Origin of the sequence: Micromonospora sp. NBC_01638 (assembly GCF_045209745.1) — a bacterium.
In the GTDB taxonomy this organism is placed as follows: domain Bacteria; phylum Actinomycetota; class Actinomycetes; order Mycobacteriales; family Micromonosporaceae; genus Micromonospora.
In genome coordinates, this window is the sequence record NZ_CP109273.1 from 3,561,041 (window position 1) to 3,583,953 (window position 22,913).

Here is a 22,913-nt window from a genome sequence, read left to right on the forward strand (position 1 = left end):
TCATGGAGCAGCGGTTGACGGACGAGGAGCGGCTGACCCTCAAGACCGGTGCCTTCGGTGCTGTCTTGCTGGTCTCCAACGCCGAACCGGGGATGCTGGGGGTGATCCGGGAGAGCATCGCCGCGTCCGGCGCGCTCGCCGACGCCAGCGGAACGGTCAAGGAGGCGCTGACCACCGGCCCGCTGCCGTGGCTTCCCCGGGACTCACAGTTGGAGATCGAGTCGGTGGTGCTGCCGGCACTGCGTCAGGCGGTGCGGATCCTGGGCGAGAAGTCACCGCAGGACGTGGAGGCGTACCGCTCGGTGGTGTTGACCGCGGCGGACCGGGTGGCCGGGGCGCACGACGGGGTTGCGCCCGCCGAGACGGCGGCCATCGACCAGATCCGGAGTGCGTTGGCCGAGCCGACCTGACCGGCCGCCGGTCGGTGAGCTGTGTCACTCGGTGTGCCTCGGGAGCGCAACCTACTGACAGGTAACATTGCCCGTGGGCAACTGCACAGCAGCCCACGGTTGACCTGGCGTCGACCGACGCGCGACGCTGCGCCCCATACCGGGCGAGCGAATCGCATCACCACACAGGAGGGTCGTCGAAGCGCGATGAATATCGTCGTACTCGTCAAGCAGGTGCCTGATTCGGGCGCGGACCGCAACCTGCGCAATGACGACAACACCGTCGACCGCGGTTCGGCGAACAACGTGATCAACGAGATGGACGAGTACGCCATCGAGGAGGCGCTGAAGATCAAGGAGGCGCACGGCGGCGAGGTCACCATCCTGACCATGGGTCCGGACCGGGCGACCGAGTCGATCCGCAAGGCGCTCTCCATGGGCCCGGACAAGGCCGTGCACGTGGTGGACGACGCCCTGCACGGCTCGTGCGCGGTCGCCACCTCGAAGGTGATCGCCGCCGCGCTCGGTCAGCTGGGTGCCGACCTGGTGATCTGCGGCGCCGAGTCCACCGACGGCCGGGTCCAGGTCCTGCCGCACATGATCGCCGAGCGGCTGGGCGTCGCGGCGCTCACCGGCGCCCGCAAGCTCACCGTCGACGGTGCCACGCTGACCGTCGAGCGGCAGACCGAGGAGGGGTACGAGGTGGTCACCGCCTCCACCCCGGCCGTGGTCTCCGTCTGGGACACCATCAACGAGCCGCGCTACCCCTCCTTCAAGGGCATCATGGCCGCCAAGAAGAAGCCGGTGCAGACGCTCTCCCTGGCCGATCTCGGCGTCGCGTCCGCCGAGGTGGGCTTCGACGGTGCCACCAGCGCCGTCATCGAGCACACCAAGCGCCCGCCGCGCTCCGGCGGTGCCAAGATCACCGATGAGGGCGAGGGCGGCGTCAAGCTGGTCGAGTTCCTCGCCACCGAGAAGTTCGTGTGAGAGCGGGTCTGGACATGTCTGAGGTTCTCGTCGTCGTCGAAGCCACCAAGGAATTCGGCGTCAAGAAGGTCACCCTGGAGATGCTCACCCTCGCCCGCGAGCTGGGCACCCCGAGCGCGGTGGTGCTCGGCGGCGCTGGCGCCGCCGAGGCGCTGAGCGGCAAGTTGGGCGAGTACGGCGCGGAGAAGATCTACGCCGCCGAGGGTGACGAGATCGACGGCTACCTGGTGGCCCCCAAGGCCACCGTGCTGGCCGAGCTGGTCAAGCGGGTGCAGCCGGCCGCCGTGCTGCTGGCCTCGGCCCAGGAGGGCAAGGAGATCGCCGCCCGGCTCGCCGTCAAGCTCGACAACGGCATCCTGACCGACGTGGTCGGCCTGGACGCCGACGGCACCGCCACCCAGATCGCCTTCGCCGGCTCCACCATCGTCAAGTCCAAGGTCACCAAGGGCCTGCCGCTGGTCACCGTCCGGCCCAACTCGGTCACCCCCTCCCCGGCGGCGGCCACCCCGGCGATCGAGCAGCTCACCGTGTCGGTCACCGACACCGACAAGCTGGCCAAGGTCGTCGAGCGGGTCGCCGAGCAGAAGGGCTCCCGCCCCGAGCTGACCGAGGCCGGCGTGGTCGTCTCCGGTGGTCGCGGTGTCGGCAACGCCGACAACTTCAAGCTGGTCGAGGAGCTGGCCGACCTGCTCGGCGGCGCCGTCGGCGCGTCCCGGGCGGCGGTCGACTCCGGCTTCTACCCGCACCAGTTCCAGGTGGGCCAGACCGGCAAGACGGTCTCCCCGCAGCTCTACGTCGCGCTCGGCATCTCCGGTGCCATCCAGCACCGGGCCGGCATGCAGACCTCGAAGACCATCGTCGCGGTCAACAAGGACGGCGAGGCACCGATCTTCGAGCTGGCCGACTTCGGCGTGGTGGGCGACCTGTTCAAGATCGTCCCGCAGGCCGCCGAGGAGATCCGCAAGCGCAAGTGACCCTGCCGGTCCGCCGGCAGCGCAGGACAAGGAAGTGGCCGCCCACCTTCTGGGCGGCCACTTCTTTTCGTCGTAAGAGCTGTTCGGCGGGCCGGGGAGCTGATCCGGCCCGCCGAACAGCCCGTCAGGGTGCCCCTCAACAGGCTGTCGCCGCAGTGGCGGGTGTTGTTGTCGGATTGAGGAGCCAGACCTCGTAGTACCCCGGGACGCGCGGGAGATTCGCCACATGCGGAGGTAATTGCCCGTCCTGGAGAACCCGGGCGTCACCCTTGGCCGCTGGTGGCGTCGATCTGCCCAGCGGTGACGGCGGTCAGGCCGGCACGGGCGCGAACAGCTGGTGACACGTGCTCACCGGCGCCGGCGTACGCCTGCCGCTCGGTGGTGGCGTCCGCCGGCACCGTGCCGGGGCGGGGAGTCCCGCCTCGGCACGGCCGGGCCGTTCACCGGAGTCCCCTCCGGCATCCGGTCTCCGAGGTGTCGGCCGTAGGCTGAACGGTGATGGCATACCTGGATCACGCGGCGACGACCCCGATGCTCGATGAGGCACTGGAGGCGTACGTCGCTACCGCCCGCGAGGTCGGCAACGCGTCCTCCCTGCACGCGTCGGGTCGCCGTGCCCGCCGGCGGGTCGAAGAGTCGCGCGAGCGGGTGGCCGCGGTCCTGGGCGCCCGGCCCTCTGAGGTGATCTTCACCGGTGGCGGCACGGAGAGTGACAACCTCGCGGTCAAGGGCATCTTCTGGGCCCGCCGGGGAGCCGGCCCCGACCGCCGACGAGTGGTCTCCAGCGCCGTCGAGCACCACGCGGTGCTGGACGCGGTCGACTGGCTGGCCCAGCACGAGGGCGCCGAGGTCGGCTGGCTGCCGGTGGACGCCGCCGGCCGGCTCGACCCGGCGGACCTGCGCGCCGAGTTGGCCGCGCACGCCGACCTGGTGGCCGTGGTCACCGCGATGTGGGCGAACAACGAGGTGGGCACCGTCCAGCCGGTCGCCGAGCTGGCCGCCGTGGCGGCCGAACACGGCGTGCCGTTCCACACCGACGCCATCCAGGCAGTCGGTCAGGTGCCCGTCGACTTCGGCGCCAGCGGGGTCTCCGCGCTGACCGTCACCGGGCACAAGATGGGCGGCCCGACCGGCGTGGGCGCCCTGCTGCTCGCCCGGGACGTGGCGGCCACGCCGCTGCTGCACGGCGGCGGCCAGGAACGCGACGTACGCTCCGGCACCCTGGACACCGCCGGCATCGTCGCCTTCGCGGTCGCCGTCGAGACGGCGGTGAAGGGCCAGCAGGAGTACGCGGCCCGGGTGGCCGCGCTCCGTGACGACCTGATCGAGCGGGTCCGCCGGGCGGTGCCCGAGGTGATCTACAACGGTGATCCGGACGACCGGCTGCCCGGCAACGCGCACTTCTCCTTTCCGGGCTGCGAGGGCGACGCTCTGCTGCTCCTGCTCGACGCCCAGGGGATCGCCTGCTCGACGGGCTCGGCCTGCTCGGCGGGCGTGGCCCAGCCGTCGCACGTGCTGTTGGCGATGGGCGCCGACGACGACCGCGCCCGCTCCTCGCTGCGCTTCACCCTGGGCCACGCCAGCACCCAGGCCGACGTGGACGCCCTGATAGCGGCCCTCCCCGCAGCGGTGGACCGGGCCCGCCGAGCCGCCGCCCTCCGCACCCCCCGCTAAACCCGCCCCGCCCCACCCCCGCCCCGCCCTCCCGCCTGCCCCCCGGCCCTGCCCGCCCCGCCGCCCGCCCGCCCCCGCCCCGCCCGCCTGCCCCGCCCTGGCCCCGTCGATCTAGGGCAAATCGTCGTTGGATGATCTCTGATCACAACGATTTGCCCTAGATCGACGAAAGGCTGGCGGGCGGGGCGGGCGGCGGGCGGGGCGCGGGGCGGGCGGGCGGGGCGGGCGGCGGGGTGGGGTGGTTTGGGGGCGGGGCGGCTGTGGGGTGGAGAGGTGGCGGGGTGGATAGGGTTGGGTTGGGTTGGGGAAGGGAGTGGGCCGGTGAGGGTATTGGCAGCAATGTCGGGCGGGGTTGACTCGGCCGTGGCGGCGGCGCGGGCGGTGGCGGCCGGGCATGACGTGACCGGTGTGCACCTGGCGTTGGCCCGCAACCCACAGACCTATCGGACCGGGGCGCGCGGCTGCTGCACCCTGGAGGACTCCCGGGACGCCCGGCGGGCCGCCGACGTGATCGGCATCCCGTTCTACGTGTGGGACATGGCCGACCGCTTCCACGAGGACGTGGTCGACGACTTCGTCGCCGAGTACGCCGCCGGCCGTACGCCGAATCCCTGCCTGCGCTGCAACGAGAAGATCAAGTTCGCGGCGGTGCTGGACCGGGCGGTGGCCCTGGGCTTCGATGCGGTGGTGACCGGGCACCACGCCCGGCTCGGCCCGGACGGGCTGCTGCGGCGCAGTGTCGACGTGGCCAAGGATCAGTCGTACGTGTTGGCCGTGCTCACCCGCGAGCAGCTGGACCGTTCGATCTTCCCGCTGGGCGACTCGACCAAGGCGCAGGTCCGCGCGGAGGCCGCCGAGCGTGGCCTGGCGGTGGCCGACAAGCCGGACTCGCACGACATCTGCTTCATCGCCGACGGTGACACCCGCGGCTTCCTGGCGGGCCGTCTCGGCGAGGCACCCGGCGACGTGGTGGACGCCAGCACCGGCGCGGTGGTCGGCAGTCACAGCGGCGCATACGCGTACACGGTGGGGCAACGCCGCGGGCTGCACCTGGACCGGCCCGCCCCGGACGGTCGGCCGCGCTATGTGCTCTCCATCACGCCGAAGACCAACACGGTGACCGTCGGCCCCGCCGAGGCGCTGGAGGTGTCCGAGGTCCGCGCCGTTCGTCCGGTCTGGACCGGTGGCGCACGTCCGGACGCGCCGGTCGAGTGCGAGGTGCAGCTGCGCGCACACGGCGACGTGGTGCCGGCGGCCGTCGCCCTGAACGGCGACCTGCTGCACGCCGAGCTGCGCCGGCCGGTACGCGGCGTCGCCGCCGGCCAGGCCGTGGTGGCGTACCGGCCGGACCCGGCCGGCGACGTGGTCCTCGGCTCGGCGACCATCAGCGGCTGACCGCGCGGTCGCCGCACAGCCTGGCGTACGCCGGGATAGCCTTCGGCCGTGACAGATCAGGCGTGGCCCTGGCCGGCCGGCGCGGCAACCGGAATTGGTTCGCTGCCCGGCACCGACATCGCCGAGGCCCAGCGGGTGGTCCTCGGCGAGCTTCCCGAGCTGCCCCACCTGCCCGAACTGCCGGCGCGTGGTCCCGGCGCCGACCTGATCGGCCGCAGCGCCGGGCTGCTGGTCGAGCTGCCCGTCGAGGTGTACGCCGGGCGGTGGCAGGTCGCCCCGCGTCCGGGCCGCGACCTGCGCCGGGCCCGCGACCTGATGGAACGCGACCTGGACCAGCTCGCCGAACAGGCCGAGGAGTACGCCGGGCCGATCAAGGTGCAGGCCGCTGGCCCGCTCACGCTGGCAGCCTCTCTGGAGTTGCCGATCGGTGGCCGCCTGTTGCGTGACCCCGGCGCGGTCCGCGATCTGGCCGGCTCCCTCGCCGAGGGGCTGCGCGCGCACGTCGCGGCGGTGGCCCGGCGGCTGCCCCGGGCGTCAGTGCTGCTCCAGTTGGACGAACCGTCGCTGCCGACCGTGCTGGCCGGGCGGGTGCCGACCGAGAGCGGGCTGGGCGCGTACCGGGCGGTCGATCCGGTGGACGCGGCCGCGCTGCTGCGCACGGTCGTCGAGGCGGTCGGCGTGCCGACGGTGGTGCACTGCTGCGCCCCGGACGTGCCGCTGGAGCTGATCCGCTCCACCGGCGCCGTCGCGGTCGCCCTCGACCTCGACCTGGTCACCAAGCTGGACCCGCTGGGCGAGGCGATCGACGCCGGCCTCGGGTTGCTGGCCGGGGCCGCGCCGACCCGGCCGCCGTCGGCCGGTGGCGCGCCGACCTCCGCGCAGATCGCCGATCGGGTACGCCAGGTCTGGGACCGCCTCGGCTTCCCTCGTCGACAGTTGGCCGAGCAGGTGGTGGTCACCCCGGCCTGCGGTCTCGCCGGTGCCACTCCGGAGTACGCGCGGGCGGTGCTCGCGGCGTGCCGCGACGCCGGGCGGCGCTTCGCCGAGGACTGAGGTTTCCTGTCGTACCCGGTGGGCAGGATGACGGTCATGATTGGACAGCTGCGTTCAGTGGTTATCGACTGCCCGGATCCGCGGGCGCTGGCGGCGTTCTACGCCGAACTGCTCGGTGTGCCTCTCTCCGAGGGTGACTTCGACGACGACTGGGTGGTGCTCGGCGGCCCTCCCGGGCACCAGCCGCGCCTCGCCTTCCAGCAGGCGCTCGACCTGCGCCCGCCGGCCTGGCCGGATCCGGAGCGCCCCCAGCAGTTCCACCTGGACGTGACGGTGGACGACATCGAAAGTGCCGAGAAGGCCGCGCTCGCGCTCGGCGCTCGGCGGCTGCCCGGTGAGGGTGAGGGTTTCCGGGTCTACGCGGACCCGGCCGGCCACCCATTCTGCCTCTGCTGGGACTGAGCCTGGCGTGGATCACGGCGGCCGGGCATCATGGCCGCGGTGATCCACACCTCCGCGCTGCGTGCCTCCGGCTCGCTCTTCGGCCTCGCCTACGGTGATGCGTTGGGCAAGCCGACCGAGTTCCTGACCGTCGCCGAAATCGAGCACCGGTACGGCCCGACCGGTCCGCGTGAGTTGTCCGGTGAGCCTGCGCTGGTCACCGACGACACCCAGATGGCGCTGGCGGTGGGTTGGGCGCTGCAGGAGGCTTCCTCGCTCACCCCGGAGGTGGTGGAGCCGCTGCTGCGCCGACGCTTCGTCGCCTGGGCGGTCAGCCCGGACAACAACCGTGCCCCGGGCATGACCTGCCTGCGCGCCTGCGCCGAGCTGAGCCGTGGGCTGCGTTGGCAGGAGGCGACCGTGGCCGGGTCGAAGGGGTGCGGGGCCAACATGCGGGTCACCCCGGTCGGGTTGCTCGACGTGGACCTGGACACGCTGGCCGGATTGGCCCAGCTGCAGGCCGGGTTGACCCACGGTCACCCGACCGGGCTGGCCGCCAGCGAGCTCACCGCGTACGCGGTCTTCGCGCTACGCATGGGCGCCTCGCTGCCCGAGCTTCCCGCGATTCTCACCGAACGGGCGCTGGCCCAGCGCCTGGTGTACCGGGAGCAGTGGCTGGGTGACCTCTGGCAGCGCCCCGGGGTCCGCAGCGCGGAGGAGTTCATCGCCCGAGGCTGGGACGAGTGCCTGCTGGCGCTGGGCCGACTGACGGCCGCGCTGGGGGAGCCGGACGACGGCGGTGACCCGTGCCGGGCCACCGGGGAGGGCTGGGTGGCCGAGGAGGCGCTGGCCACCGCGTTGCTCTGCGCCGTACGGCATGCCGACAACCCGGTAGCGGCACTGGCCCGGGGCGCGACCACCGCCGGCGACTCCGACTCGATCGCGGCCCTGGCCGGCGCCTTCGTGGGCGCGGCCCTCGGGATGGCCGCCTGGCCATCCGGTTGGGTCGACCGCATCGAGTACGCGGACCAGCTCGCCACGCTCGGCGCCGCCTGGGACTGACCCGCCGTGGCCGACCCGCCCTAGCCGACCTGCCGTGCCCGACGTCGACCCGCCCTGACCTGCCGTGGCCGGCCTGACCTATCGTGGCCGACCGCTCGTGGCCGGCGCTGGCCCGTGATCGACTTGGTTTCCTGAAAGGCGGGGTGTTCCTGGGCCTGGATACCCCGGTCTCTGGCAACCCGGGTCGATCGCGGCCAGGGGTCGGCCACGAGTGGCCCAGCCGTGGCGGGTTGGCCGTGCCGGGTTGGCCGTGCCGGGTTGGCCGTGCCGGGTCAGCTGGTGGGCAGGTGGCGCAGGCTGCGGACGCGCCGCCACAGGTCGGCGTCGCATCGGCCGGCGCGATCGGCGAAGGCGGCCGAGCTGATCCGGGCCGGCTCGGTGAGGCTCAGGTAGCTGTCGTGTTCGGCGTCGGGATCCCAGTCCCGGGTGGGGATCCGCACGTGGTCGTCCCGGTCGCTCTTGTCCTGGCTGGTGATCTTCAGGACGTCGGCGCCCCGGGAGTCGGCGCGCAGCACCAGACAGGGACGCACCTTCGACCCGGTGCCGTCGGCGTACGGGACGTCGGCCCACCAGATCTCGCCGGGTGCCGGGGCGTCGCCGTGCCGATCGGCGTCGCTCCGGCGGGGCTTGACGGACGGCCGATCGGTGTCGCGCGAGCGGGGCTTGGCGGTCGAGCCTTCGGCGCCGCGCGGCCGGGGCGGCGCCGGACGACGGCCGCCGGTGCGGGAGGTGGTGCCCCGACCCGGCCGGGTTCCGGGGCGCCGGTTCGCGATGCGATGTCGCCAGCTGTTCCACACCCAGCCAGCGGCAACCGCCAGCAGGATCGCCACCGCCCAGAGCAGCGCGTCCGGCATCGCTACCTCCGCCTCCCTGCGGCCCACCGGCCGCCATCGTCCGGCGATCCTCGCACGCCGCCGCCCGTGCCGCCCGCCAACCACACCGCGGCAGCCGGACCGCCCCGTCGACGACTGCCGAGCATCAGATGATCACGGGGACTCGGCGGAGGGTGACGTCGCCTCCGACGCGGGTGGGCGACGGATTGTCCCACCGGCCCGATACCGTGCCGGAGTAGCGTGATCAGGGAGGTCGCAGGCGTGTCCGAAGGTGGCGGGGTGTCCGAGGAACAGGTCGGTCAGCAGGTCAGCCCGGCTCAGGAGGCGGCGGCCGGCGCCGAGCCGACGCCGCAGGCGCGGGAGCGGCACGCCACGCTCAGCCGTGAGCTGACCGAGCATCAATACCGTTACTACGTGCTGGACGCGCCGACCATCGCCGACGCCGAGTTCGACAGGCAGCTACGCGAGCTGGAGGCACTGGAGGAGGAGTTTCCGGCTCTGCGTACGCCGGATTCGCCGACCCAGCGGGTGGGCGGCACGTTCTCGACCGACTTCACCCCGGTCACCCACGCCGAGCGGATGCTCTCGCTCGACAATGCCTTCGCCGACGAGGAGCTGGCAGTGTGGGCCGAGCGGGTCGAGCGGGACGCCGGTGGCCTGGTGCCCTACCTCTGTGAGCTGAAGGTCGACGGGCTCGCGATCAACCTGACCTACGAGGCGGGCCGGCTGGTCCGGGCGGCCACCCGGGGTGACGGCCGCACCGGTGAGGACGTCACCGCCAACGTGCGCAGCATCCGGGACGTGCCCGGCCAGCTCACTCCCTCGGCCGACTTCCCGGTCATCCCCGAGCTGGTGGAGGTCCGGGGCGAGATCTACTTCCCGATCGCCGGTTTCGCCGATCTCAACGCGAGTCTGGTGGAGCAGGGCAAAGCACCGTTCGCCAATCCCCGCAACGCCGCTGCGGGCAGCCTGCGGCAGAAGGACCCACGGGTCACCGCGTCCCGGCCGCTGCGCCTGGTGGTCCACGGCATCGGCGCCCGCAGTGGGTTCCAGCCGACCGCTCAGTCCGAGTCGTACGCGGCGCTCAAAGCGTGGGGGCTGCCGACCAGCGACCGGTGGCGGGTCGTGCCGGATCTGGCCGGGGTGGCGGAATACATCGCCTACTACGCCGAGCACCGGCACGACGTCGAGCACGAGATCGACGGCGTGGTGGTCAAGGTCGATCCGGTCTCCATCCAGGGTCGGCTCGGTTCGACCAGCCGCGCCCCGCGCTGGGCGATCGCCTTCAAATACCCGCCGGAGGAGGTCACCACCAAGCTGCTCGACATCGACGTCAACGTGGGGCGTACGGGGCGGGTCACTCCGTTCGCCGTGCTCGAACCGGTGCGGGTCGCCGGCTCCACCGTCGCGCTCGCCACCCTGCACAACGCCCGTGAGGTCGAGCGCAAGGGCGTGTTGATCGGCGACACGGTGGTGCTGCGCAAGGCCGGCGACGTGATCCCCGAGGTGCTCGGCCCGGTGGTCGACCTGCGGCCCGCCGACGCCCGTCCGTTCGTCATGCCAACCAGCTGCCCGGCCTGCGGCACCCCGCTCGCGCCCGCGAAGGAGGGCGACATCGACATCCGTTGCCCCAACACCCGCAGCTGCCCGGCCCAGCTGCGCGAGCGGGTGTTCCACCTCGCCGGTCGCGGTGCCTTCGACATCGAGGCGCTCGGCTACAAGGGCGCGGCCGCCCTGCTGGACGCGGAGACCATCGCGGACGAGGGTGACCTCTTCCAGCTCGACGCCGAGCAGTTGTCCCGGTCCCCGTTCTTCATCAACAAGGACGGCAGCCTGGGCAGCAACGCGGTCAAGCTGCTGGACAACCTCGCGGTGGCTCGGGAGCGTGACCTGTGGCGGGTGCTGGTGGCGCTCTCCATCCGGCATGTCGGGCCCACCGCCGCCCAGGCGCTCGCTCGGCATTTCCGCTCGATGGAGGCCATCGACGCGGCCAGCGAGGAGGAGCTGTCCTCTGTCGACGGGGTCGGGCCGACCATCGCGGCCAGCATCCGGGAGTGGTTCGCCGTGGACTGGCACCGCGAGGTCGTCCGCAAGTGGGCCGAAGCAGGCGTACGGATGGCCGAGGAGGCGGTCGACGAGGGGCCGCGCCCGTTGGAGGGGCTGACCGTGGTGGTGACCGGCACGCTCGCCGGCTTCTCCCGGGACCAGGCCGCCGAGGCCGTCCAGACCCGGGGTGGCAAGGTCAGCGGGTCGGTCTCCAAGAAGACGAGCTTCGTGGTCGTGGGGGACAACCCCGGGTCCAAGGCCGACAAGGCGGTCAGCCTCAAGGTGCCGGTGCTCGACGAGGACGGGTTCCGGTTGCTGCTGGACGCGGGTCCGGACGCCGCACGGGAAGTCGCTCAGCTGGCCGGCTGATCCCGCCGAGGGCTTGACGCGGCGACTGGCCGCGTATACCAACTTAATTACGACTACGACCGATTCGTGACTGTCATACCGGGAAACCGGGGGCCGAGGGCGTTTCATTGGGTCACGGCGTGCGCACCGGCACGCCGACTGTCGGTCGGGAGGTGTGGTGGAGGTCGCCGATCCACGCAACTCGCTCCCCCCGGGACGGGTCGCACCGTTCGCCACCTTCGTCGCTGGCATCCTGGCGGTCGCCGCGCTGACCGCCGCCGTTCCACTCGCGACGCTCCCGGGCGAGGTGTCCCGGCTGCCGGTGGCGTTCTGGACGATGGCGGTGCTCGCCGTGGTCTGCGACGCGCGCCCGTTCGTCCCGCCGGGGCGTCGGCAGACCTCCGCGGTGTACCCGTCCACCTGCTTCACCTTCGCGATCCTGCTCGGCTGGGGCCTCGGCCCGGCGGTGGTGGTGCAGGCGTTGGGGGTGGTCGTCTCGGGCTGGCGGATGCGGCACGCACCGTGGCGGACGGCGTTCAACGTCGGCCAGTATGCGTGCGCCCTCGCCGCCGCGTACGGGGTGATCCAGCTCGGGCCGGGCGCCATCTTTTCCGGCGGGCGGTTGCACTGGACCGACCTCGCTGCCGTCGGCGGCGCCACGCTGGCCTGGTTCGTCGTCAACTACGGGCTGGTCAGCTGGGCGGTGCGGCTGCGCTTCGGGGACCGGTGGTGGCCCACCCTCCGCCAGGGCCTCGGTTTCGAGTTGCTCTCCACCGGCTCGCTGCTGCTGCTCGCCCCGGTGCTGGTCGCCGCCGCGCGTGTCAGCGCGGCGCTGATCCCGCTGGTGCTGGTGCCGCTCTTCGCCGTCTACCGGATGGCCCGGCTGACCGTCGAGCAGCAGCACCTCGCCGCCGCCGACCCGCTGACCGGGCTGCCCAACCGCAAGGCGTTGCTGGTCGAGGTGGCCGAGCAGGTGCACCTGCACGCCGAGCGGACGGCCCGCGGCGAACCCGACGGGCAGCTGGCGCTGCTGCTGATCGACCTGGATCGCTTCAAGAACGTCAACGACGCCCTCGGGCACGCCGTGGGCGACCGGCTGCTGGTCGAGGTCAGCGCCCGGCTCACCGAGGTGCAGCCCCGACCGCAGATGATCGCCCGGCTCGGGGGCGACGAGTTCGCCATCGTGATGACCGGGTTGACCGACGTCGGTCAGGCGCGGGAGTTGGCCGACCGGGTGGTCCAGGCACTGGCCGAGCCGGTGCCCCTCGACGGGCTGCCGTTGGACGTGGGCGGGTCGATCGGGATCGCCTTCTTCCCGGAGCACGGCGAGGATTTCGCCACCCTGATGCGCCACGCCGACGTGGCGATGTACGACGCCAAGCACCGCAACGACACGGTGGCCGTCTACGCGCCGGAGTCCGACCACAACTCCGCCGAGCGACTCGGCCTCCTCGCCGACCTGCGCCGGGTGCTGGAGTCCAGCCCGTCGGCCGAGCTGTTCGACGCCGAGCCGGCGGGTCAGCGCCACACCGAGGGCGCGTCCGAGCAGGGCCTGCACGCCGAGCACACCGAGGGCACGCCCGAGCAGGGCCTGCACGCCGAGCAGGGCCAGCACGCCGAGCAGGGCGACGGGAACGGCCGGGACGGCGTGCCGGGCGAGGTGGCCGACGCAAAGCGGACGGTCGACGTACCCCTCGCCGTGACGGCGGAGGTGCGCGGCGGTGACGGGGCGGCGCTGCCCACCGGTGCCCCGGCCGAGGCCGCGCCACACGCGGACCCGGCGTCGGTGATCGCCGCGGCGGCGCGGGCCGGCGGCCGGTGGTGGGGACGCCGCCGGCGCAACGACGCCGAGCTGATGCACGCCGATGAGCTGATCAACCGGATCGCCACCGGTGCCGACCCGATCCGGGGGCGCAACACCCGTGCCACGGTCACCGGCACCCGTCCGGGCCCGGCCCGGGGGCGGCGCGTCGGGGGCGGGAACGGTCGGTGGGCACCGAACGGAAGCGCGGTGGCCGCGACGGGCGACGGCGGCCCCGGGTCTCGGAGTGACGTCGGGCCGGGCAAACCAGGGCAACCGCTCGAACCGACCGGGTGGGCGCACGCGGACGGTGAGCCGGCCGACGACGCCGGGGAAATCACCATGTACTACCAGCCGCAGATCGCGATCGCGACCGGCGAGGTGGTCGGCGTCGAGGCCCTCCTGCGGTGGCGGCACCCGCGGCGGGGCATGGTCGACCCGGAGGAACTCATCCGGGTCGCCGAGCAGAGCGCGGTGATGCGGCTGCTCACCCGTCGGGTGGTCGACGACGTGGTCGAGCAGCTCGCCAAGTGGTCGGCGGCCGGCATCGGCCTGCGCGCGGCACTGAACGTCAGCGTGCGCGACCTGCACACCGGCGAGATCGCCGACCAGATCGCCGACCGACTGGCCCGCTACGGGGTGCCGGCCGAGCGGCTGCAAGTGGAGATCACCGAAGGTGCGTTGATGGCTGACCCGCGCCGGGTGCTGGCGACCATCTCGCGGCTGCACCGGATCGGGGTGGCCATCGCGCTGGACGACTTCGGCACCGGCTACTCCTCCCTGCAGCACCTGCGGCGGTTGCCGCTGTCCGAGGTGAAGGTGGACCGTTCGTTCGTGCTCGGCATGGCGGACGACGCCGACGACGCGGCGATCGTCCGGTCGATGATCGAGCTGGCCGGCGCTCTGGGGCTGCGGGTGGTCGCCGAGGGCGTCGAGGACGAACGGACCTGGCGGATGCTGCACGCCGCCGGCTGCGACGCCGCTCAGGGCTGGTTCTACGCCCGGCCCATGCCCGCCGAGGAGCTGGTCACCTGGCTGGCCCGGTACCGACCGGTTCGCCCGACCGGCGGGCACCCGCAGTCGGACGCGGCGCGTCGACCCACCCGCTGACCCGCCCGCCAACACGGCACGAGGGCCGGCGAAGGGGGGAGTCGGGGACGCGGCACCGGAGCGGAACAATAGACTCGCTCCGGTCACCGCGCGTCACGCTTCACCCATCGCGCGGCCGGCACACCGCCCGACCAGCAGGACATCAGAAGGGGGCACGGATGGCCGCCATCTCCCGCGAGGAGGTCGCGCACCTGGCGCGCCTGTCGCGGCTCGCCGTCACTGAGGAGGAGCTGGACATGTTCGCCGGCCAGCTCGACGTGATCCTCCAAGCCGTCGCCCAGGTCGGTGAGGTCGCCGCCGCGGACATTCCGCCGACCTCACACTCGGTGCCGCTGACCAACATCCTGCGCGAGGACGTGGTCACGCCGTGCCTCACCCCGCAGGAGGCGCTGTCCGGCGCGCCCGACGCCGAGGACCAGCGGTTCCGCGTCCCGCGGATCCTGAGCGAGGATGTGGCCTCATGAGCGAGCGTGAGCGAGCGAATCATCGATGCAGCGCGCTGGTGCCTCATGGCGTCGCGGAGCGAAGCGGAGTGACGGCATGAGCGATCTCACCAGAATGACCGCGACGGAGATCGCGGCCCTGGTCGCCGGCGGCGAGACCTCCGCCGTCGAGGTGACCCAGGCGCACCTGGACCGGATCGCCGCGGTCGATGACCGGGTGCACGCCTTCCTGCACGTGGACACCGACGGCGCGCTCGCCGCGGCCCGCGCGGTGGACGAGCGCCGGGCCGCCGGCGAGGAGTTGGGCCCCCTCGCGGGTGTGCCGGTCGCGGTCAAGGACGTGCTCGCCACCCGGGGCGTGCCGACCACCGTGGGGTCGAAGATCCTGGAGGGCTGGCGCCCGCCGTACGACGCGACGATCGTGCAGCGGCTGCGCGAAGCCGGCACGGTGATGCTCGGCAAGACCAACATGGATGAGTTCGCGATGGGCTCCTCCACCGAATACTCGGCGTACGGCCCGACGCACAACCCGTGGGACCTGAGCCGGATTCCGGGTGGCTCGGGTGGTGGCAGCGCGGCCGCGCTGGCCGCGTACGAGGCGCCGCTGGCGATCGGCTCGGACACCGGCGGCTCGATCCGCCAGCCCGGCGCGGTCACCGGCACCGTCGGCGTGAAGCCCACCTACGGTGGCACCTCCCGTTACGGGCTGGTCGCGTTCTCCTCGTCGCTGGACACCCCCGGCCCGTGCGCGCGTACGGTGCTCGACGCGGCCCTGCTGCACCAGGTGATCGGCGGGCACGACCCGCGCGACTCCACCTCCATCCCGCAGCCCGTGCCGGACGTGGTGGCTGCGGCCAGGCTCGGCGCGACCGGTGACCTGACCGGCGTACGGCTCGGCATCGTCAGCGAGTTCGTCGGCGAGGGCGCCGAGCCGGGCGTGATGGCCGCGTTCCGCGAGGCGGTGGACGCCCTCGCGAAGCTGGGTGCGGAGATCGTCGAGGTGTCCTGCCCGACGTTCTCGTACGCGCTGCCGGCGTACTACCTGATCGCCCCGAGCGAGTGCTCCTCCAACCTGGCCCGGTTCGACGGCGTCCGGTTCGGCCTGCGGGTCGGCGACGACGGCAACCGGTCGCTGGAGGAGGTCATGTCGCTGACCCGCGAGGCCGGTTTCGGCCCGGAGGTCAAGCGCCGCATCATGATCGGCACGTACGCGCTGTCGTCGGGTTACTACGACGCGTACTACGGGCAGGCGCAGAAGGTTCGGACGCTCATCACCCGGGACTTCACCGCCGCGTTCGAGCGGGTCGACGCGCTGATCTCGCCGACCACCCCGTCGGTGGCGTTCCCGATGGGCGCGCGGACCGCCGACCCGTACCAGATGTACCTGGCCGACCTGTACACCATCCCGACCAACCTGTACGGCGGGCCGGGCATCTCGGTGCCTTGCGGCATCTCTGAGGGGCTGCCTGTCGGCCTGCAGGTGATGGCTCCGACGATGGCCGACGACCGGATGTACCGGGTGGCCGCCGCGCTGGAGTCCGCCATCGGCACGTTCACCCCACCGGCACTGTGAGGCAGGAGCCCAGATGACGACGACGCTGCCCGCGTACGACGAGGTTGTCGCGCGCTACGAACCGGTGATCGGCCTGGAGACCCACGTCGAGCTGGGCACGAACACCAAGATGTTCTGTGGTTGCCCGACCGACTTCGGCGGCGAGCCGAACACCCGGGTCTGCCCGGTGTGCCTGGGCCTGCCCGGCTCGCTGCCGGTGGCCAACAAGGCGGCCATCGAGGCGATCATCCGGATCGGCCTGGCACTGAACTGCTCGATCGCCGAGTGGTGCCGGTTCGCGCGGAAGAACTACTTCTACCCGGACATGCCGAAGAACTTCCAGATCAGCCAGTACGACGAGCCGATCTGTGTCGACGGTTACCTGGACGTCGAGGTCAACGGCGAGACGGTGCGGATCGAGATCGAGCGGGTGCACCTCGAGGAGGACACCGGCAAGACGCTGCACGTCGGTGGCGCGACCGGCCGCATCCACGGCGCGACCGAGTCGCTTGTCGACTACAACCGGGCCGGCATTCCGCTGGTCGAGATCGTCACCAAGCCCATCCCGGGCACCGGCGCGCTCGCCCCCGACGTGGCCAAGGCGTACGTCACCGAGCTGCGGGACGTGATCCGCACCCTCGGCGTCTCGGACGTGCGGATGGAGGAGGGTTCGCTGCGCTGCGACGTGAACACCTCGCTCAACCTGCCGGGGCAGGAGTGGGGCACCCGCACCGAGACCAAGAACGTCAACTCGCTGCGCTCGGTGGAGCGGGCGGTCCGCTCGGAGATGCTGCGGCAGGCTTCGGTGCTCGACGCGGGGGGCCGGATCACCCAGGAGACCCGGCACTTCCACGAGGACACCGGCGACACCACCTCCGGGCGCTCGAAGGAGACGGCCACCGACTACCGGTACTTCCCGGAGCCGGACCTGGTGCCGCTCGCCCCGGACCCGGCCTGGGTCGTCGAGCTGAAGGCCGCTCTGCCGGAGCTGCCCCGGGTGCACCGGCGTCGGCTGCAGCAGCAGTGGGGCCTGTCCGACCTGGACATGCAGTCGGTGCTGAACGCGGGCGCGGTCGAGCTGATCGAAGCCACCGTGGCCGCCGGCACCACTCCGGCCGCGGCCCGCAAGTGGTGGCTGGGTGAGTTGTCCCGTCGGGCCAACGAGAGCGGCGTGGAGCTGGCCGAGATCGGTGCCACCCCCGCCCAGGTCGCCGAGCTGCAGGGGCTGGTCGATGCCGGCAAGCTCAACGACAAGATGGCTCGCACGGTGCTGGAGGGCGTGGTCGATGGTGAGGGCTCGCCCACCGAGATCATGACCAGCCGGGGCCTGGAGGTCGTCTCGGACACCGGCGCGCTCACCGCGGCCGTGGACGAGGCGATCGCCGCGAACCCGGGCATCGCCGACAAGATCCGCAGTGGCAAGGTCGCTGCGGTCGGCGCGCTGGTCGGCGCGGTCATGAAGACCACCCGCGGTCAGGCCGACGCGAAGACCCTGCGTGAGCTGATCCTGGAGCGCCTCGGCGTCCAGGGCTGATCGGCACACCGCACCCCCTGCCGCCTCGGGCGGCGTGATCCGCACCCCTCGCGAGGGCGTCAACGGCGACGCCTGGATGGAGCCAGCGTGACCCAGCACGACCACGACCTCGATGTCCTCGGCGAGATCCAGCGGCGGGTGCTCTGGCTCGCCACCCGGATCGTGGACGCGGCCAACCACGACCGGGCCACCGGCGACGGTGTGAAGGTCGGTGGCCACCAGGCGTCCAGCGCGTCCATGGTCACGGCGATGACCGCGCTCTGGTTCGCGCATCTGGCCGCCGAGGACCGGGTCGCGGTGAAGCCGCACGCGTCCCCGGTGTTCCACGCCATCCAGTACCTGCTCGGCAACCTGGACCGCTCCTACCTGCCCCGGCTGCGGGCCCGTGGCGGCCTCCAGTCGTACCCGTCGCGCACGAAGGACCCGGACGAGGTGGACTTCTCCACCGGTTCGGTCGGTCTGGGCGCGGCGGCGCCGCTCTTCGCCGCCGCCACCCGGCGGTACGTCGACGCGCATTTCGGTGCCCGCCCGCACTCCCGGTTCGTGGCGCTGATCGGTGATGCCGAGCTGGACGAGGGCAACATCTGGGAGGCGGTCGCCGACCCCGCCACCACCGGGCTGGGCAACGTCATGTGGCTGGTGGACTTCAACCGCCAGTCGCTGGACCGCGTGGTGCCGGGCATCCGGATCAACCAGTGGCGGGGTCAGTTCGAGGCGGCCGGCTGGCACGTCGTGGAGGTCAAGTACGGCCGTCGGCTTGCCGAGGCGTACGCCCGACCCGGTGGCGAGGCGCTGCGCGACTGGATCGACGCGATGCCCAACGAGCAGTACCAGTCGCTGTTCGGGCTGGCCGGCCCGGTGCTGCGCAAGCAGTTCCTGGACGGCGCACCGGCCGGCATCGACGAGCTGATCGTCGACGTCTCCGACGAGGAGCTGGGCCCGCTCGTCACCGACCTGGGCGGGCACGACCTGCAGGCGATGCTCGACGCGTACGCCCAGTGCGACGCGGTCACCGACCGGCCCAGCGTCGTCTTCGCGTACACCGTGAAGGGGTGGGGTCTGCCCATCGCCGGCAATCCGCGTAACCATTCCGCCCTGCTCAGCTCGGAGCAGGTCGACACGCTGCGCGCCGCGCAGGGGTTGACCCGCGAGACCGAATGGGACCGCCTCGACCCGGCGTCACCGGCCGGGATCCACGCCGGCGCCCGTCGGGAGGCGCTGTCCCGCGCGCCCCGCGAGCGCGCGCTGGGGGTCACCGTCCCGGAAAGCACGGGAGTACGCGCAACCAAGCCGATCTCCACGCAGGAGGTCTTCGGTCGGGTGCTGGTGGACCTGGCTCGGGTCCGGGAGGTGGGCCGCTACCTGGTGACCACCGCCCCGGACGTGGCCACCTCCACCAACCTGGCCGGCTTCATCAACAAGACCGGGGTGTTCGCCCCCACCGAGCAGCGATCCTGGACCGAGGACCGGATGCTGCGCTGGACGGAGAGCCCCTCCGGGCAGCACATCGAGCTGGGCATCTCGGAGATGAACCTGTTCCTCCTGCTCGGCCAGCTGGGTCTGTCCTGGGACCTGTCCGGGCAGCCGCTGCTGCCGGTGGGAACGGTCTACGACCCGTTCGTGCTGCGGGGCCTCGACGCGTTCCTGTACGGCACGTACTCCGGCTCACGGTTCGTGGTGGCCGGCACCCCGTCGGGCATCACCCTGGCTCCCGAGGGTGGTGCCCACCAGTCCACCATCACCGCCTCGGTCGGCCTGGAGCTGCCCGGCGTGACCTTCGTCGAGCCGGCGTACGCCGGCAGCCTGGACTGGCTGCTCTGCGACGCGCTCGGGCAGATCGCCGGCGGGTCGGCCCCGGCCGCCACCGCCGCGCCCGCCGAGGACGGGGCGTACTACTTCCGGCTGAGCACCCGCCCACTGGACCAGGCGCCGTTCGAGGCGGCCCGGGCCCGGCTCGGCGACGCGGTGCTGCGCCGACAGGTGGTCGCCGGGGCGTACCGGCTGGTCGACGCGCATCAGGCGTACCCGCACCTGGCCGACGCCCCGGTGGTGCAGCTGGCCGCCTCCGGCGCGGTGCTGCCCGAGGTGCTGACCGCCGCGGCGGAGCTGGCCGAGGAGGGCGTCGCCGCGCACGTGGTCGACGTGACCTCGCTGGATCGGCTCTACCGGGCCTGGCAGCGCACCCTGCGTCAGGGCGTGCGGACGGCCACCGTGCCCAGCGTGCCGGGCGCGCTGCGGTCCGCGTTCGCCGATCGGGTGCCGGTGGTGACCGTGCACGACGCCGCGTCGCATGCCATGGCCTGGCTCGGCTCGGCGGTCGGCGCGCCGGCGGTGCCACTCGGGGTGGACGAGTTCGGCCAGTCCGGCACCGTCGCCGAGCTGTACGAGTTGCACGACCTGCTGCCCGGCAGCATCGTCAACGCCGCCCTGGCCGCCATCGCCCTGCGCTGACCCCCGATTCCCCGGCCCGCGTTCAGCCGGTCGGGGTCGGGGTCGGTGTCGTCGGGGTGCCCGAGGGGGGCGCTGCGGCAATGGGGCTCTCCACCACGTGCCGTTCCAGGTTGACCTGGGCCTGCCCGGTGCCGCCCACGGTGATGTCGTCGTACGCCTGGAGCATCTTCTGCTGGTCGAAGTAGAGCACGCTCATCGACAGCGGGGTCGGCTTCTCGCCCTCCAGGCCGCGCAGCCCGGCGCCGCCGGTGGAGCCCTCCACCATCAGCGTGGTGGGCTGCTGCCCGGGCGCCTGCGGCAGCTTGGAGATCTGCCGGGCGTGGGTGTGCCCGGCCAACACCAGTGGGCAGGTGCCGGCGAGCGGTGCGGCCGACGCCGGGTCGTGCACCAGAGCGATGGTGACCGGCTGCGGCGAGCTGCGGACCGTCGCGGCGAGCTGGTTGCCGACTCCGATCACCTGGTCGGCGACCTGCTGGGTCAGCCCGCTGCCGGCGGGGGAGGTGTTCTTGTCCGGGGTGAAGCGCGGGTCGCCGATGCCGGCGATGGTCAGCCCGGCGACGGTCGTCGTCGAGTTGTTCAACACGATCGCGTTCGGCTGCCGGGCCACCGCGGCGGCGGTCCGACCCGAGTCGTGGTTGCCCCGAATGAAGACGTACGGCTTCTTGAGCAGACCGATCGAGCCGACGAAGGACGCCTCCGGCTCGCTGCCCCAGTCGGTGATGTCCCCGGTGTCGACCACCACGTCGATGCCGAACTGCTCCACGACCGTCCGGATCAGCTGCCAGCCGGTCGGGTTGAGATGCATGTCGGAGACGTGCAGGACCCGGGTGGTGCCCGGGGCCGGCTCGTACACCGGGAGCGCCGACACCGTGGTGTAGAGCTGGCTGACGTTGCCGACCAGGCGTTGCAACTGCTCGGCGTACTTCGTGTAGTCGTTGGCGATCCGGCGGGCGTCACCGACGATGGCCGGCGCGTTGACCAGCAGCCCCTCGTAGCGTGGTTCCTCGATCGCCTGGGGACGCAGGGTGGCCGCCGCCGTGCCGAGGCTGCCGGCGGTGACCAGCAGCGCCAGCCCGCCCGCCCAGGCGGTCCGTCGGACGTTACGGAAGATCAGCCCGGCCAGGATCAGGGTGACCAGCACCGACGCGCCGAGAGTCTGCAGGCCGAGCCGCATCACACCGGAGCGGACGTCCTCCACGGCGCTCTGGCTGGCCCGGCTGATGCTGGCGGGGTCGTCGAGCAGCGCCTCGGTGCGTCTCTGGTCGAGGGCGCCCAGCCGTACGGTGAGGTGGGTCGGCCCGTCGTGGCTGTCGAGCAGCAGCGCGCCGAGCGGCGGTATGTCGACGGTGGTGCCGCCGTCACGGGCGGGGGAGATGCTGAGGTTGGCCCGGAACGGCCCGATGTCGGTGTCCACCTGACCGCCCGCCAGCACCCCCAGCACCGCCCCGGCCAGGGCCACGGCGAGGACGGCGACGATCAGCCCGATGCGGCGCAGCGGGCCCCAGGACCCGACCCGCCAGCCCGTCGGGCGTGGCCGATCACCGCTGGTCACCGGGTCGCCCCGGTCACCAGCGTCGTCGTGCTGCTCGTCGCGCTGCCCGTCCATGCTGAATTCTGACCTGCCCGTCGGAGGATCTTGGTAAACCTGAACGGATGGTGACGAACGTCAGCTCCGGCCGCCGTCGCCGCCAGCGAAGACCACCCGCAGGAGTCGGTCGTCGTCGCCCGCCGGGTTGCCCCGCCCGTCGTGGTTGGAGGTGCTCACCCAGAGCGACCCGTCCGGTGCCGCGGCCACCGCGCGCAGCCGGCCGTACCGGTTGGTGAGCAGTTCACTGGGCTGACCGAGCAGCGTGCCGGTGTCGGTCAGCTCCAGCACCCAGAGGCGCTTGCCGCGCAGACAGCCGGTGACCAGCAGCCGGTCCGTGGCGGCCAGACCGGAGCAGGACGCGTCCGTGGTCGCCCACTGCGTGATCGGGTCGGTGAACCGCTTGTCACCGGCCCGGCCCTCGACCTCGGGCCAGCCGTAGTTGCCGCCCTTGGTGATCTGGTTGATCTCGTCCCACGTGTTCTGGCCGAACTCGACGGCGTACATCCGCTTGGCGGCGTCCCAGGTGAAGCCCTGGACGTTGCGGTGGCCCAGTGACCAGACCGGGGAACCGGGATACGGATTGTCGGCGGCGGGCTTGCCGTCCGGGGTGATCCGCAGGATCTTGCCGCCGAGGCTCTTGACGTCCTGGGAGAGGGGGCGCTGACCGGCGTCACCCGTGCTGACGTAGAGCTGCCCGTCCGGGCCGAAGCCCAGCCCGCCACCGTTGTGCACGTTGGCCTTGGGGATGCCGGTGAGGATCGGGGTGGGCTGCCCGCCGAGTTGCAGCCGGGCGACCCGGTTGTCCTGCTCCGCGGTGTAGTAGACGAAGACCGTCCGGTCCTGGGCGTAGCCGGGGGAGACGGCGATGCCGAGCAGGCCGCCCTCACCCGCCGCCGCCACGTCGGGGATCGTCTGCACCGCGCGGACCTGCAGGCCGTCCGGCCCGGATTCGGGGCCGACCTGCAGGATCCGGCCGTTGTCCCGTTCGGTGACCAGCGCGCCGCCGTCCGGCAGGAAGGCGATGGCCCAGGGCACCCGCAGACCCTTGGCGAGCACGGTGGCCACCGCCTGCTGGCCAGCACCGCCGGGGCCCGCCGACGCGGACGGGGTGGGCAGGTTGGGCGGCTCACCGGCCGGGTCGGGCTCCGGTTCGCCGAAGCTGCAACCGGAGGCGAACAGCAGCGCCGCGCAGGACGCCGCGAGGGCCACGCGGAGGCGGCGGGTGCGAGGGTACGGGGGACGGGCTCTCACTCGGCCCAGGGTAGCCCGCCGAACGGCCCGGCCGGGCCCGT

General features: G+C 72.6%; 18 protein-coding genes. 14 read left to right on the top strand and 4 right to left on the bottom strand.

Annotated elements, in window-relative coordinates:
* The first annotated feature begins 2 nt into the window (after positions 1 to 2).
* The 3 genes from OG811_RS16885 to OG811_RS16895 all read left to right on the top strand — a co-directional run bounded on the left by OG811_RS16885 (position 3) and on the right by OG811_RS16895 (position 2,350).
* Positions 3 to 410: a hypothetical protein gene (locus tag OG811_RS16885; protein WP_406067006.1), complete on the top strand. Its 408-nt coding sequence runs from the start codon at positions 3 to 5 to the stop codon at positions 408 to 410.
* Between the two features lie 186 nt (positions 411 to 596).
* A complete protein-coding gene (locus OG811_RS16890; protein ID WP_406067007.1) occupies positions 597 to 1,376 on the top strand; it encodes an electron transfer flavoprotein subunit beta/FixA family protein in 780 nt (259 codons plus the stop codon).
* A gap of 14 nt (positions 1,377 to 1,390) precedes the next feature.
* A complete protein-coding gene (locus OG811_RS16895) occupies positions 1,391 to 2,350 on the top strand; it encodes an electron transfer flavoprotein subunit alpha/FixB family protein (RefSeq protein ID WP_406067008.1) in 960 nt (319 codons plus the stop codon).
* A 263-nt stretch (positions 2,351 to 2,613) separates the two neighbouring features.
* On the opposite strand, the gene OG811_RS16900 is transcribed toward OG811_RS16895, so the two are convergent.
* Positions 2,614 to 2,748: a hypothetical protein gene (locus OG811_RS16900; protein ID WP_406067009.1), complete on the bottom strand. Its 135-nt coding sequence runs from the start codon at positions 2,746 to 2,748 to the stop codon at positions 2,614 to 2,616.
* Positions 2,749 to 2,848: 100 nt separating this feature from the next.
* On the opposite strand from OG811_RS16900, the gene OG811_RS16905 reads away from it, so the two are divergent.
* The 5 genes from OG811_RS16905 to OG811_RS16925 all read left to right on the top strand — a co-directional run bounded on the left by OG811_RS16905 (position 2,849) and on the right by OG811_RS16925 (position 7,915).
* Positions 2,849 to 4,024, top strand: a complete 1,176-nt coding sequence (locus tag OG811_RS16905) for a cysteine desulfurase family protein (protein ID WP_406067010.1) — start codon at positions 2,849 to 2,851, stop codon at positions 4,022 to 4,024.
* A 321-nt stretch (positions 4,025 to 4,345) separates the two neighbouring features.
* On the top strand, positions 4,346 to 5,419 hold the full coding sequence (gene mnmA, locus OG811_RS16910; RefSeq protein WP_406067011.1) for a tRNA 2-thiouridine(34) synthase MnmA: 1,074 nt from the start codon (positions 4,346 to 4,348) through the stop codon (positions 5,417 to 5,419).
* A gap of 48 nt (positions 5,420 to 5,467) precedes the next feature.
* Entirely contained in the window at positions 5,468 to 6,472 is a 1,005-nt protein-coding gene (locus OG811_RS16915) for a methionine synthase (protein WP_406067012.1), read from the top strand.
* A gap of 36 nt (positions 6,473 to 6,508) precedes the next feature.
* Positions 6,509 to 6,874: a VOC family protein gene (locus OG811_RS16920; protein ID WP_406067013.1), complete on the top strand. Its 366-nt coding sequence runs from the start codon at positions 6,509 to 6,511 to the stop codon at positions 6,872 to 6,874.
* 30 nt (positions 6,875 to 6,904) lie between these two features.
* Entirely contained in the window at positions 6,905 to 7,915 is a 1,011-nt protein-coding gene (locus OG811_RS16925; protein ID WP_406067014.1) for an ADP-ribosylglycohydrolase family protein, read from the top strand.
* Between the two features lie 272 nt (positions 7,916 to 8,187).
* Here the strand turns inward: OG811_RS16925 and OG811_RS16930 are convergent, their stop codons facing one another.
* The gene (locus OG811_RS16930) at positions 8,188 to 8,796 is read right to left on the bottom strand and encodes a type II toxin-antitoxin system PemK/MazF family toxin (protein WP_406067015.1); all 609 of its coding nucleotides are present in this window, start codon (positions 8,794 to 8,796) and stop codon (positions 8,188 to 8,190) included.
* A 231-nt stretch (positions 8,797 to 9,027) separates the two neighbouring features.
* Between OG811_RS16930 and ligA the strand changes: the two genes are divergently transcribed.
* The 6 genes from ligA to OG811_RS16960 all read left to right on the top strand — a co-directional run bounded on the left by ligA (position 9,028) and on the right by OG811_RS16960 (position 20,033).
* Positions 9,028 to 11,163, top strand: coding sequence for an NAD-dependent DNA ligase LigA (gene ligA, locus OG811_RS16935; RefSeq protein WP_406067016.1), 2,136 nt, complete (start codon positions 9,028 to 9,030; stop codon positions 11,161 to 11,163).
* Positions 11,164 to 11,320: 157 nt separating this feature from the next.
* On the top strand, positions 11,321 to 14,053 hold the full coding sequence (locus OG811_RS16940; RefSeq protein WP_406067017.1) for an EAL domain-containing protein: 2,733 nt from the start codon (positions 11,321 to 11,323) through the stop codon (positions 14,051 to 14,053).
* A 158-nt stretch (positions 14,054 to 14,211) separates the two neighbouring features.
* Positions 14,212 to 14,517, top strand: coding sequence for an Asp-tRNA(Asn)/Glu-tRNA(Gln) amidotransferase subunit GatC (gene gatC / locus OG811_RS16945; protein WP_406067018.1), 306 nt, complete (start codon positions 14,212 to 14,214; stop codon positions 14,515 to 14,517).
* A 76-nt stretch (positions 14,518 to 14,593) separates the two neighbouring features.
* The gene (gatA, locus tag OG811_RS16950; RefSeq protein ID WP_406067019.1) at positions 14,594 to 16,069 is read left to right on the top strand and encodes an Asp-tRNA(Asn)/Glu-tRNA(Gln) amidotransferase subunit GatA; all 1,476 of its coding nucleotides are present in this window, start codon (positions 14,594 to 14,596) and stop codon (positions 16,067 to 16,069) included.
* Between the two features lie 13 nt (positions 16,070 to 16,082).
* Positions 16,083 to 17,582 carry an Asp-tRNA(Asn)/Glu-tRNA(Gln) amidotransferase subunit GatB gene (gene gatB / locus OG811_RS16955; RefSeq protein WP_406067020.1) on the top strand — a complete coding sequence of 500 codons (1,500 nt, stop codon included), beginning with the start codon at positions 16,083 to 16,085 and terminating at the stop codon, positions 17,580 to 17,582.
* Positions 17,583 to 17,669: 87 nt separating this feature from the next.
* A complete protein-coding gene (locus OG811_RS16960; protein WP_406067021.1) occupies positions 17,670 to 20,033 on the top strand; it encodes a transketolase-like TK C-terminal-containing protein in 2,364 nt (787 codons plus the stop codon).
* 22 nt (positions 20,034 to 20,055) lie between these two features.
* Here OG811_RS16960 and OG811_RS16965 read toward each other — a convergent pair whose 3' ends face one another.
* Complete coding sequence (locus tag OG811_RS16965; RefSeq protein ID WP_406067022.1) at positions 20,056 to 21,639, bottom strand: metallophosphoesterase; 1,584 nt, start codon at positions 21,637 to 21,639, stop codon at positions 20,056 to 20,058.
* A gap of 60 nt (positions 21,640 to 21,699) precedes the next feature.
* Positions 21,700 to 22,872, bottom strand: coding sequence for a PQQ-dependent sugar dehydrogenase (locus tag OG811_RS16970; RefSeq protein WP_406067023.1), 1,173 nt, complete (start codon positions 22,870 to 22,872; stop codon positions 21,700 to 21,702).
* Positions 22,873 to 22,913 lie beyond the last annotated feature (41 nt).

Bases quoted from the DNA above. Each gene is read 5' to 3' on its own strand.
- gatB (WP_406067020.1), top strand. From the start codon at position 16,083: ATGACGACGACGCTGCCCGCGTACGACGAGGTTGTCGCGCGCTACGAA.
- OG811_RS16920 (WP_406067013.1), top strand. From the start codon at position 6,509: ATGATTGGACAGCTGCGTTCAGTGGTTATCGACTGCCCGGATCCGCGG.
- OG811_RS16890 (WP_406067007.1), top strand. From the start codon at position 597: ATGAATATCGTCGTACTCGTCAAGCAGGTGCCTGATTCGGGCGCGGAC.
- OG811_RS16965 (WP_406067022.1), bottom strand. From the start codon at position 21,639: ATGGACGGGCAGCGCGACGAGCAGCACGACGACGCTGGTGACCGGGGC.
- OG811_RS16905 (WP_406067010.1), top strand. From the start codon at position 2,849: ATGGCATACCTGGATCACGCGGCGACGACCCCGATGCTCGATGAGGCA.
- OG811_RS16885 (WP_406067006.1), top strand. From the start codon at position 3: ATGGAGCAGCGGTTGACGGACGAGGAGCGGCTGACCCTCAAGACCGGT.
- gatA (WP_406067019.1), top strand. From the start codon at position 14,594: ATGAGCGATCTCACCAGAATGACCGCGACGGAGATCGCGGCCCTGGTC.
- gatC (WP_406067018.1), top strand. From the start codon at position 14,212: ATGGCCGCCATCTCCCGCGAGGAGGTCGCGCACCTGGCGCGCCTGTCG.
- OG811_RS16895 (WP_406067008.1), top strand. From the start codon at position 1,391: ATGTCTGAGGTTCTCGTCGTCGTCGAAGCCACCAAGGAATTCGGCGTC.
- OG811_RS16925 (WP_406067014.1), top strand. From the start codon at position 6,905: ATGGCCGCGGTGATCCACACCTCCGCGCTGCGTGCCTCCGGCTCGCTC.